This is a genomic window from Nocardia sp. NPDC087230, from assembly GCF_044744725.1.
Lineage (GTDB): Bacteria > Actinomycetota > Actinomycetes > Mycobacteriales > Mycobacteriaceae > Nocardia > Nocardia canadensis.
This window is the reverse complement of sequence record NZ_JBIUYV010000001.1, coordinates 650,988-662,285: the sequence shown is the minus strand read 5'-3', so window position 1 is coordinate 662,285 and position 11,298 is coordinate 650,988. Positions and strand designations below refer to the sequence as shown.

At 64.7% G+C, this 11,298-nt stretch carries 7 protein-coding genes and 5 pseudogenes; 7 read left to right on the top strand and 5 right to left on the bottom strand.

The window, feature by feature from the left end:
• Window positions 1-14 precede the first annotated feature (14 nt).
• Window positions 15-1,562: a hypothetical protein gene (locus ACIO52_RS03135; protein ID WP_402641256.1), complete on the top strand. Its 1,548-nt coding sequence runs from the start codon at window positions 15-17 to the stop codon at window positions 1,560-1,562.
• Between the two features lie 173 nt (window positions 1,563-1,735).
• Window positions 1,736-3,100 carry a DUF1254 domain-containing protein gene (locus tag ACIO52_RS03130; RefSeq protein ID WP_402641254.1) on the top strand — a complete coding sequence of 455 codons (1,365 nt, stop codon included), beginning with the start codon at window positions 1,736-1,738 and terminating at the stop codon, window positions 3,098-3,100.
• A 301-nt stretch (window positions 3,101-3,401) separates the two neighbouring features.
• On the opposite strand, the gene ACIO52_RS03125 is transcribed toward ACIO52_RS03130, so the two are convergent.
• Window positions 3,402-4,124 carry a transglutaminase-like domain-containing protein gene (locus ACIO52_RS03125; protein ID WP_402641251.1) on the bottom strand — a complete coding sequence of 241 codons (723 nt, stop codon included), beginning with the start codon at window positions 4,122-4,124 and terminating at the stop codon, window positions 3,402-3,404.
• Window positions 4,125-4,449: 325 nt separating this feature from the next.
• Between ACIO52_RS03125 and ACIO52_RS03120 the strand changes: the two genes are divergently transcribed.
• Window positions 4,450-4,791 (top strand): transposase, encoded by a 342-nt coding sequence (locus ACIO52_RS03120; protein ID WP_402641249.1) that lies wholly within the window; start codon window positions 4,450-4,452, stop codon window positions 4,789-4,791.
• Window positions 4,788-5,375: pseudogene (locus ACIO52_RS03115) on the top strand (IS3 family transposase); the annotation flags it as partial. The gene ACIO52_RS03120 and the pseudogene ACIO52_RS03115, both read left to right, overlap by 4 nt.
• Window positions 5,376-5,394: 19 nt before the next feature.
• On the opposite strand, the pseudogene ACIO52_RS03110 reads toward ACIO52_RS03115, so the two are convergent.
• The 3 genes and pseudogenes from ACIO52_RS03110 to ACIO52_RS03100 all read right to left on the bottom strand — a co-directional run.
• Window positions 5,395-5,586 (bottom strand): annotated as a pseudogene (locus tag ACIO52_RS03110) (IS30 family transposase); the annotation flags it as partial.
• Between the two features lie 29 nt (window positions 5,587-5,615).
• A complete protein-coding gene (locus ACIO52_RS03105; protein WP_402642138.1) occupies window positions 5,616-6,662 on the bottom strand; it encodes an IS3 family transposase in 1,047 nt (348 codons plus the stop codon).
• A pseudogene (locus tag ACIO52_RS03100) lies at window positions 6,662-6,952 on the bottom strand (hypothetical protein); the annotation flags it as partial. The pseudogene ACIO52_RS03100 and the gene ACIO52_RS03105, both read right to left, overlap by 1 nt.
• A 52-nt stretch (window positions 6,953-7,004) precedes the next feature.
• On the opposite strand from ACIO52_RS03100, the pseudogene ACIO52_RS03095 reads away from it, so the two are divergent.
• Window positions 7,005-7,196, top strand: a pseudogene (locus tag ACIO52_RS03095) (IS30 family transposase); the annotation flags it as partial.
• A 7-nt stretch (window positions 7,197-7,203) separates the two neighbouring features.
• On the opposite strand, the pseudogene ACIO52_RS03090 reads toward ACIO52_RS03095, so the two are convergent.
• Window positions 7,204-7,368: pseudogene (locus ACIO52_RS03090) on the bottom strand (DDE-type integrase/transposase/recombinase); the annotation flags it as partial.
• Window positions 7,369-7,566: 198 nt separating this feature from the next.
• On the opposite strand from ACIO52_RS03090, the gene ACIO52_RS03085 reads away from it, so the two are divergent.
• A complete protein-coding gene (locus ACIO52_RS03085) occupies window positions 7,567-8,775 on the top strand; it encodes a tyrosine-type recombinase/integrase (RefSeq protein ID WP_402641246.1) in 1,209 nt (402 codons plus the stop codon).
• A 115-nt stretch (window positions 8,776-8,890) separates the two neighbouring features.
• A complete protein-coding gene (locus ACIO52_RS03080) occupies window positions 8,891-11,278 on the top strand; it encodes a tyrosine-type recombinase/integrase (protein WP_402641243.1) in 2,388 nt (795 codons plus the stop codon).
• Window positions 11,279-11,298: the final 20 nt, after the last annotated feature.

Genomic DNA, 11,298 nt, shown 5'->3' with positions numbered 1-11,298 from the left:
TCAAGACGAGGACAATGACACACAATCACACACCCGACGCGACCGGCCGCGGCCGACGCCGGTCGCGAACCCGGGGACTGTTCACCATCGGGCTGCTGCCCGCAGCGCTCATGATCGGCACGAGCACGGCGAACGGCGCGCCGATACCCAGCCTTCCGTCACCGCCCGGCAGCGATTTCCTCGGGACTCCGGCGACCGCGCGGCCCCTCACCGACGTGCCCGCTACGCCCCAGCTGGCGGGCTTGGCGCCAGCCGGTGACGCGGGTATCCACAACGACGGGTGGATGACCGACACCTACACTCGTCCCGGCCCCCTCGGACACGACACCGGCGTTGATTCGCTGCTGCTGGGCGGTGAATGCGCATCCCTCGCCTTCGATCGGGCGGGGCGAATCGTCACCACCTGCCTCGGCGCGAACACGGGCCTGTACCTGATCGACCCGGCGACCATGCGAGTCCTCGGCAGCCACCCGATTCCGCGGCGCGGGCTGGACGCCGAGGCTGCCCTCGCCGGATCCACCGACTTCAGCGGCGGCGCCTACTTCTATCTCGACAATCATGATCGAGCCGTGGTCGGGACCGGCGACGGACACGTGCGGGTGTTCGCGCAAACCCCGAGCGCCGACGGATTCACCGTGGAGCACGACTACGATCTGACCGAGACATTGCGCGCGGGCGAAACCCTCAACTCGGTGCTGCCGGGCACCGACGGGCGAATGTGGTTCGCGGCCAAGACCAACGGGGTCGTCGGCATCCTCGATCCCGACACCGGCGCGGCACGGACCCTGCGGCTGGGCAACGGTTCCGACGGCCAGATCCAGAACTCCTTCGCGGTAGGCACAGACGGCGAGGCCTACATCGCCACCAACCGGGAACTGTTCCGCCTGGACCCCGGGCCCGACGCGGTGCCCGAGATCACCTGGCGCGTCACCTACGCAAACAGCGGACAGTCCAAACCCGGCCAGGTCGACGACGGCACCGGCACCACTCCCACCGTCCTGCCGGGTGGATACGTGGCCATCACCGACAACGCCGACCCCATGAACGTCGTGGTCTACCGCACCGACCCGGCGGCACAGCAACGGGAAGTGTGTTCGGTGCCGGTCTTCTCGCCCGGCGCGAGCGCCACCGAGAACACCCTCATCGGTGCCGGGCGCTCGCTGATCGTGGAGAACAACTACGGATACGCCGGACCTACGGCGACTACGTTCGGCAAGACCACCACCGCCGGATTCGCCCGCGTCGACATCAACTCCGGCGGCGACGGCTGCCACCTGGTGTGGACCAACACCACGGTCGCGGCCCCGAGCGTGGTACCCAAACTCTCGCTGGCCACCGGGCTCGTCTACACCTACACCAAGGGCACCGAACCGACCGACCCCTGGTATTGGACCGCCCTCGACTTCCGCACCGGGGAAATGGTGTGGCGCCGGCTCGCGGGCTCGGGCCCGCTGTACAACAATCACTACGCGGGCCTGGCCCTCGGCCCGGACGGAGCGGCCTACCTCGGCACCCTCGGCGGACTCATCGCCCTGCGCGACCGAACCGGTCCGAACCGATGAGCGTCGCGTGCCGGTCGAACGTTGAGACTCGCGCTGACAGTTTAGCCAGGGGCCGAGTCGCCAGCAGGTGCCATGGTGGTGCCGCCCTCCCGGGTTCTCGCTGCCGCTGCGTTCCAGGATCGGGTCGAGGCGGGAGACCATTGCTTGATCATCGCCGAACTCGGAGGTCGAGCGTGCCAACACATTCCGTATCGAAAGCCGCCGTGCTCCTCATCGCGGCCGCGACCGGGTTCCTGGGTGTCATCGCACCCGGTGTGGCGTGCGCGGACACCGACAACGCCACGCTGGAGATGGCCGAACAGGCCTACCTGTTCGGGTACGCGCCGGTCGTCATGGCCCGGACCCGCGCCGAACTGCTGTGCGGGCGGGCACCGAACACCGTGGCGAACATTCCGATCCCGATGAACCCGTTGATCCGCGCGGTCGTCGCCCCGAACACCGACACTCTCTACACCAACGCCTTCCTCGATCTGCGCGACGGGCCGGTGACCGTGTCCTACCCCGACACCGGCGGCCGATACGCCGACCTGCAATTTCTTGACATGTACACCGAGGTGATCGGCAATATCGGCACCCGCACCACCGGCACCGCGGGCGCGACCGCGACCATCGTCCCGCCCGGGTACACCGGACCGACGCCCGAGGGTAGCCACCTGCTGCGGGCCAGCACCTGGGACGTGTGGATGCTCGGCCGCACCGGCATCGCCGGAACCGCGCAACCGGACGCGATGACCGTGCAGCGCGGATACACCCTGTCGGTGACCCCCGCCGCTGTCGGCGTACCGCCGCCGCGCCTGCGCCAGCAACCATGCACCGGCGGCGATCCGCAGAATCCCGCCTCCGCCGGCCCTGGCTTCTTCGATGAACTTGCCGACGTGCTCGCCGCCGACCCCGCCCCCGACTCCGACATGCTCGACTCGCTGGCCACCCTCGGCGTCACACCCGGCGCCACCCCGAGCACCGGCCCGAACCGGGAAACGCTCGACGCTGGAGTGCGGGCCGGGCAGGCCAGGCTCGACGGGGCCTACAAGACGGCCTTCAGCACTGCCGGCCAGTGGCAAACACTCACCGCGGCAGGCCATTACGGCACCGACTACCTGCAGCGCGCGGCCACAGCGAAGTACGGTCTCGCCGCGAACGAACAGGCCGAATCCCGATACTTCCTGACCGACATCGACCGCACCGGAACACCGCTGGACGGCCGCGCCACCTACAGGGTGCACCTGCCCGCCGGGGATCCGTTGGTCCCGGTCGAACGAGCCCAGGGCGGGTGGTGGTCGATCTCGATGTACGACACCGACAACTTCCTCGTCGCCAACCCCCTCGGCCGGTACGCACTCGGCGGCGACGAACCCGCACTGCACCGAAATCCCGACGGCTCGGTCGACATCACCATCTCCGCGTTCCTAACCGATCCGACTGACCCGGCCGCCCTGGCCAACTGGCTCCCCGCGCCCGCCAGCCCCTTCAATCTCATTCTTCGGCAATACATCCCGACCGATACCGGCTGGCAGCCACCCAATGTGGAACGCACCTGAACGGCGGGGCAGGTGACATCCTCCTCGGCATATGAACGGACGATGGGTTTCGAAGGCTCCGTCCAGGTAGGGCCTGCGTTTCGGCTTGCAGCAGGTCGGTGAGCTCGTCGGTGTGAACCAGGATTCAGTCCCGCCAGCGATGTGGCGTGTTGCCGCGGGCCAGCTTCGGCCCACGCGACCCGGGCGTGGCGGAGGTCGGTAGCCGACGCGATTACGGTCTCGCGATCGTCGACGGTCGCGACCAGCCGGTCGTCGGCTGGGTTGCGCACGTCCAAGACACCTGCTGTGGTCGTCGTACTCTTCAGGCCTCCGTAGGTGAATGGGAACCACGGGAGATCCCGTCGGGCTGGGTGCAGCTGGTGGGTGCGCCGGTGAAAGCGTCAGCGATCACGTTGGGCCGCTTGAAGATCAGCGGTCCATAGGTACGGCGAAGCTCGGTCAGGATCACGCTCAAAGGCAGGTCGTCGAAGACGCCGCGCTCGCGGACGTACTCCATATGCTGGGATCCGTCGGCAGTGAAGGCGTGCAGGAGGGCGTCGCGATCGCCGCCGAAATCCACCGGCGGCACACCGAAACGCGCACACAACTCGGTATTGAACGCGGGCGTCGCTTTCAACCACCGGCCGTCGATGTAGAGATGGCTGTAGCCGTGATAAACGAACAGGTCCGTGCCGCCCATCCGCGCTCGTAACGCTTCGGTCTGCAGGTGATTTCGTACGTCAGCGAAGCCCAGCCGCGCCGGAATCCCTCCCGCACGGCACACCGCGGTCAACAGCACTGCCTTCGGGACGCAATAGGCGCGCCCTGTCTCGAGGACAAAGCTCGCTCGATAGTGCGCGGGATTGTCGGACACCGTATAGGGGTCGTACCAGATCTGGTCGCGGACGGCGGCGAAGAGGCGCTTCGCCTTGTCCTGGTCGGTGCTCGCATCCCCAATCGCGGCGGCGGTGAACGCCCGGACGGACTCGTGCTCGATATCGAGGAAGTCGGTCGCTCCCAAGAACGACACCGGTGCCTGACTCATCTGCGCGCCAGGGTGATCGGCAACCCATCGACCGGAATGGGCAGCGAGGTGTTGTCCCATCTTGCTTCATACTGGTCGGGACCGTCGAGGTGTACGTGTGCGGCTTGCTACTGCCGGATCAGGTTGGCCACGACCCGCATCGGTGGTCGTGGGGTGCAATATCGAAGGGCGGAAGAGCTCGTCTTCAGGCATTAACCAAGGGTTCTGTTCAGCGGTGCACAACGCCGTCGGCGACACCGGTGTATTGCTCACGCAGTACGGTCTTGAGCAGTTTGCCGGTGGCGTTACGCGGCAGTTCGGCAACGAGGTGTGAGGTGCCCGAAGGATGTCGGACAGCGACCCAAAGTATGATTTGGGCAACTGGACGGAGTTGTTTGTGGCGCAGAAGAAGTCGCGTGATTTGACCCCGGAGTTCCGGGAAGCGGCGGCCCGCGAGGTCGTGGAAAAGTCGCGGCCGGTGGCGGATGTGGCCCGCGATTGCGGGGTGACGGATCAGACGGTCCGGAATTGGGTGAAGGCGTATCGGGCGAAGCGGCCCGCGGGTGCGGAGTTGACGACGAGCGAGCGAGACCGCCTGCGGGAATTGGAGAAAGAGAACCGCAAGCTCCGTGAGCAACTGGAGTTCATGGGAAAAGCGAGCGCCTTCTTCGCGTCGAGATACCGGTGACGATCCGGTACGAGCTCATTGCGAGCGAAGAAGGCATTCACGATGTCACCGACATGTGTCTGTGGTCGGATGTTTCACGGTCCGGCTATTACGACTGGAAAACTCGCGAACCGTCGGCGACGGCGCAGCGCCGTGAAATCTTGGAAGCCGAAGTGCAATTCGCGTTCGAGCATTCCGACGGCACCTACGGGTATCGGCGCATCCACGCCTGGCTGGCACGTAGGGGCACGGCGGTGGACCCGGAAACGGTGCGGTCTGTCATGCGGGGCCTGGGCCTGGTGCCCTGTCAGCCGCGTCCGTGGCGGCCGGTGACGACGATCGCTGGTGACGCGGCGGACCTGCCGGACCTGCTGCGGCGCGACTTCACCGCCGAAGCACCGGCGACGAAACTCGTCGGCGACATCACCTACATTCGCACGTGGGAAGGGTGGCTGTATTTGGCGACCGTGCTCGACTGCTTTTCGAAAAAGGTGGTCGGGTATTCGATGGCCGATCATATGCGTACGGAATTGGTATCCGACGCGCTCCGTATGGCCGCACGTAATTTGCCGTTCCGGACCGGTGAGACCATCTTCCACAGCGACCGTGGCTCGCAGGGCGAATTCAACTGGTCGACGCAACGTTTCGTTGTTGAAGCGATTGTAGATGTTGTTCCATCGCCTCGGTCGGCGTGCGCCACCCGAGGACCTTCCGCGGTCGTGTGTTGAGCGCGTCAGCGACCGCCGCCAGGTCCCGCTTGCTCCACCGCGAGAGGTCAGTACCCTTCGGGAAGTATTGTCGCAGAAGTGGAGTGGTCACCGAAAGTTGGACCTTGGAATTAAACCTTATGCTGCAGCGGTGGTTTGGGCCAGGTACTCGTCGGGGCTGAGGTAGCCGAGCCGTTGTTGGATGCGGGTCGTGTTCCACCACTGCAGGTAGTCGGACAGTCCGGCGTGGAACTCGTCAACGGTCGCGGGCTGCTGGATTCGGAACCACTCCTCTTTGAGATGGCTGAAGAATCCTTCCATGACGGCGTTGTCGAGGCACGTGCCTTTTCTGGACATGGATTGTGTGAGACCGGCCTCGCGGAGTGCGTCCTGCCAGAGGGGGTGGCGGTACTGGAATCCTTGATCAGAGTGAACCAGCGGTTTCTCATCTGACTGCAGGCTGTCGATCGCGGTGCGCAGGCCATCGGTGACCATCTTCACGCTCGGCGATGGCCCGGCCGCGGCAGAGATGACCCGGTTGTCGTGGAGGTCGAGGACCGGCGAGACATACACCTTGGAGGACCCGATCACGAACTCGGTCACGTCCGTGACCCACTTGGTGTGCTTGACCGCCGCGGTGAACTGGCGGTTCAACACGTTGTCGGCCGCCTGGCCAACCTCGCCCCGGAAGGAGTTGTATCTCCGCCGGCGGCGCACAGGGCATTGCAGGCCGAGCGTGCGCATCAGTTTCAGCACGGTCTTCTTCGACACCCGCCATCCGCGCCGCAGCAGGATCGCCAGGATGCGCCGGTGCCCGTATGCGCGCCTTGCCTCTTCAAAGGCTTGACGGATGGCTTCTTTCAGCTCAGCATGCCGATCCGGACGGGCGATTCTGTTCCGATGGTCGTAGAACGTCGACCGGGGAAGGTGCGCGATCTGCAGCAAGAGCGACAGCGGGTACTGCGCCTTGAGGTCTTCGACGGCTTGAACCTTCAGCGTCGTTCCTGTGACTTCAAGGCCCGCAATTTTCCCAGGTACGCGACCTCTGCGCGCAACCGCTCGTTCTCCTTGCGCAGCGTCTCGATCTCGTTCTGCGGTGCAGGGTTTCCGCGATCGGTCGGGGGCCGGCCCCGCCTCTTGGGGCGCAGCCCTCCTCCGCCCTCGCGTCGATAGGTGGTCGTCCAGTTGGCGACGGTGCTGGGCGAGGGGAGCCCGTATTCCTCGGCGAGAGCCCGTCCCGACTCGCCAGCAACATGACGGAGCACGATCTCGAGCTTGGTCCCGAAGTCGTACTGCCTGCGTTCCCTCGTCACCAGCGCGTCCCGTCCTCTCAGCTGCCATCGCTGGTACAACACTTGAACAGGGTTCGGGGCGAGGTCAAGGGACAGGGACGCGGACTTCGCGGTGAAGCCCTGTTCAAACAGTTCGATCGCCGAGACGGCGTCGGCCTGACTCAACGTGCTTCCCGAGTACATCGGCCTGCCTCCTGAAGAATGGACGCCTACTTACGGTGTCCAACTTCCGGGGACCACTCCACTTCTGCGACAGTACTTTCCGAAGGGCACCGACCTGTCCCGGTGGAGCGCTGACGACCTTGCCGCGGTCGCCCACACGCTCAACACTCGTCCCCGGAAGGTCCTCGGATGGCGAACACCGGCCGAGGCGATGGCCGACCATTTACAATCACCGAAATATTCACGTGTTGCGACGACCAGTTGAATCCGCCCTGAGCGCCGTGGTCGCTGTGGATGATCGTCCCATCAGATGAACGGGCCGCAATGGCCATGTCTAGCGCGCTGAGCACCAGCGACGCGGTCTGCCGAGAGTCGATGGCCCAGCCGACGATGCGTCGAGAGTAGGCGTCGATCACTGCGCAGCAGTACACCTTCCCTTAGCACCACCGGATCATGCACGAAATCCATTGACGCTCGCTGAAAGTTGCTCGAATTTCACACCGGGGCGAGCCCAGTGCCGAGGATGAACTGCTAGGCCCCGGCACACCTTGCGCAGGCCACGGTCCTACCCACCACCGTCGTGAAAGTCTGTTGACTGCACCACCCAAGCCGCTGTCGGCTACGAAGTAGTTGGTGTGGCACCGGATTCCAAACTTCGCAACGCTGTGGCCGAGGGTTTGACGGAGGTTCCTCGCGTCGGTGCGGTAATCGCCGGACCGGGAACGGTTCCGCCGTTCGTAGTGGTGGACGCCCAACAGCGACTGGTCGATCCGGCAGTGCAGTACCTGCGGGACCTAGCGTTGGGCGATGTCAGCCCGTTGACCTGTAAAAGCTACGGCTACGACCTGCTGCGCTGGTTCCGGTTGCTGTGGCTGCTCGGGGTGGACTGGGACCACGCGACCGAGGCAGAGGTGGCGCTGCTGGTGGGCTCGCTGCGTAACGGGTCCAATCCGCAGCGGATTCGGCAACGGGCAGGCACGCCGAGGCCAGGGACGGTGAACGTCCGGACAGGCAAACAACAGTTGAAGGCGGGATACGCGCCGCGGACAATCAACCATTGCTTGTCGGTGATCTGCGGGTTCTATGCCTATCACGGAAGTTTCGGGCGTGGTCCTGTCCTCAACCCGGTGCCCGAGTCGACCGAGCGTCGCGAGGCGTTACGGCATCTGAGCCCGTTGGAACCGAAACCTGTTGTGCGGCGGGCACGTTTGCGGCAGCGGGTCCCGCAGGCTGCGCCGCGGTCAATCCCCGACAGGCTCTGGGACGAGTTGTTCGACGCGATGCGCAACGACCGCGACCGGTCCCTGCTGTTGTTCTACGTGTCCAGCGCAGCCCGGGCGAGTGAGTTGCTGGGCATCGGAGCCCACGACATCGACTGGGGCGGGATGCGGATATGGGTGGTGTCCAAGGGAAGTCGTGCCCGCCAAGATATCCCAGCCGATCCGCAGGCGTTCGTCTACCTGGCCAGCTATTTCGAGTCAGAGGGCTTGCCTGGGCCGAACCTGCCGGTGTTCCGGACGTTGCGCGGAGAAAGGCGGCCGCTGACGTATTGGGCGCTGCGGCGAATCCTGCAGCGCGCCAACGACAGGTTGAACACGAACTGGACGTGCCACGATCTGCGTCATACCGCCGCGACCCGCCTCGTCAGCGATCCGGCATTGACGCTGGCCGAGGTGCAGCGCATTCTGCGGCATGCGAATCTGGCCACGGTGAGCATCTACACCCAGACGCGGGTAGAGGACATGTTCGACCGGCTCCAGCAGCACTATGGCCGTCCACGACCGGAAGTGTCGTATCCGGCCGGTTACGCCGCCGACGACGTGTCGGTCGTGTTCGGTGCCTGAAATGACGGCGACGCCATCGAACTCTACGACCCCTGCGTCCTACACCTCCCGTCACCGCCACCTTCAGCGGACGAGTCAGCAACGCCCGAAGAACGATTCGCCGTTCGATACGCGTGTGGACTCCGCCCCAGCGCCGATACCGATCAACCCGCCCAGACCGTTCGGCGACCGCACTGCGGCCGCGGCGGAGCACATCGTCGAGGTGTACCGCCGAGATTGGCCAGGGCTTGCCAGTGCCAATCGTCAGCGCAATATCGTCGGTCTGGGGCATGTGCTCGATCACCTATTCCGGTTTCCGGGTGAGACCTGGCAGCAACGATGGGAAGCTGCCGGACTGAACGAACGACACACTCCGCTGGGCGAGGTGCTGATCACCGAGATCAGCCCAACTACTAAGAATCGTCGGTCGGAAATCACCGCCGCAATGCGAATCCTGTTCTGCATGCGGGTCGTTCAGCCCTCGGTAGCTGGCTTTCGGTCGAACAAGTTCGGCGGGTACCCCGAGTCGTTCGCGCTCGTTCAGAAGGATCGGCTACTGGACCGGTTCTTCGCCGAAGTGGAGGCACGCACCCATATCCCGCGACGGCACCGCAAGCATGCGTTGTTCGATGTCTGCTGCGCGCTCACCACACAGGGCATCGCGTTGTCGGACCTGACGCCGGAAGCGCTGCTGCACTATGCCTTCGAGAACCAGCGCCACGGCACCGCAGTCTGCGGCAAAGGACTGCCGGGCAAGCTTGCCTGGCAGGTACTGCACGAGATGGGCCATTTCCCGCCGTCGACGCCACCGACCCTGGGCGCATCTTTGGTCGTCGGGCAGCTGAGCATGGCCCAGCTCGTCGACCTCTACGACGTTCGTGACGCCGACGTCCGCCGACTGTTGATCGACTACCTCGCCCGCCGCAGTACCGAGGCGGACTTCAACAGCATTACCTGTATCGCGCGCGCACTGGCCGGAAACTTCTGGGCCACTATCGAATCCATCAATCCAGGCCAAGCCACGCTCGAGATCGACCAAGCCACCTACGAGCAATGGCGCGAGAGGATCAACTGGCAAACTCCCGTCGCCGGGAAACCACCCCAGCTCCGCAAGGACGTCCACGGGATCCTCCTCCACGTGCGAGCGCTCTACGGCGACATCCACAGCTGGGCGGTCGAAGACCCCGGAACCTGGGCGAAATGGGCGGCACCCTGCCCCATTCCCTACGGGGAGCTGCGCGGCTACAACGTACGCAAGCGGCGAGTCAAGGAACGCATCGACCACCGCATCCGGGTCCGGCAGCCACTGCTCGCAACCCTGGTGGAATACGTTGAAACCCAATACGAACAGGCACGATCACTGCTGGCCGTCGCCGCCACCGCCGAACCCACCCTCGACATGGCAGTGCGGTTCGTCCACGCCGGCCGCGAGTACGAACGATTCACCAGCCGCCTCGACCTGCAAAGCCCCGACCACATTCCGGTCCGGCTGCGCGACCTCGCCACCGGAGCGGTGGTCAACCAGACAGCTCACGAGAACTCCCGCTTCTGGCATTGGGCCGTGGTCGAAGTCCTGCGGCTGTCCGGCATCCGGATCGAGGAATTGTGCGAACTGACCCACCTCAGCATCCGGCAATACCAGCGCCCGAGCGGCGAGGTCATCGGCCTGTTGGTCATCGCCCCCTCGAAATCCGATCGGGAACGGGTGGTCCCGATGTCGGCGGAACTGTTCCACGTCATCGCGCAGATCATCCGCCGCCTGACCAATGACGGGCGCTCGATCCACCTCGTTGCGCGCTACGACCACCACGAGAGAGTCTGGGGCGAACCAATGCCCTACCTGTTCCAGCGCCAATACGGCCACAGCCAGCACGTCTTGTCACCAGTGACGATCCTGGGCTGGCTCAAAGACACCTGCGCCGAAATCTCGGCGCTCAACCCGGCATTCGCCGACATGCACTTCACACCCCACGATTTCCGCAGACTCTTCGCGACCGATCTGGCCAACAGCGGACTGCCCATCCATATCGGCGCCGCACTGCTGGGGCACCTGAATCTCGAAACCTTCCGCGGATACGTCACCGTCTTCAACGAAGACATCGTCCGCCACTACCAGGCCCACCTCGACAGGCGCCGCCAACTTCGACCGACCGAGGAATACCGCCCGACCACCGACACCGAATGGACCGAATTCCAAGAGCATTTCGACAAACGACGAGTCGAACTCGGCGGATGCGCCCGCCCCTACGGCACCGCATGCCAGCACGAACACGCCTGCATCCGATGCCCGATGCTCAACATCAATCCCATGATGCTCGTTCGGCTCGACGAGATCGAACAAGACCTCATCGGTCGACGAACCCGAGCCCAGGTGGAGGGATGGTTCGGGGAGATCGAAGGCATCGAGCTAACCCTGACGTTCCTGCGGCAGAAACGTGAGCAGACTCAACGTCTAACCAGAATCACACCAGCGGAACCCGTGCTGCTGAATCTTGCGCCACCGCGGACGCGTCGACACCAATAGTGCCTGCCGTGTTGCATGGT

Bases quoted from the DNA above. Each gene is read 5' to 3' on its own strand.
- ACIO52_RS03135 (WP_402641256.1), top strand. From the start codon at position 15: ATGACACACAATCACACACCCGACGCGACCGGCCGCGGCCGACGCCGG.
- ACIO52_RS03125 (WP_402641251.1), bottom strand. From the start codon at position 4,124: ATGAGTCAGGCACCGGTGTCGTTCTTGGGAGCGACCGACTTCCTCGAT.
- ACIO52_RS03120 (WP_402641249.1), top strand. From the start codon at position 4,450: ATGTCGGACAGCGACCCAAAGTATGATTTGGGCAACTGGACGGAGTTG.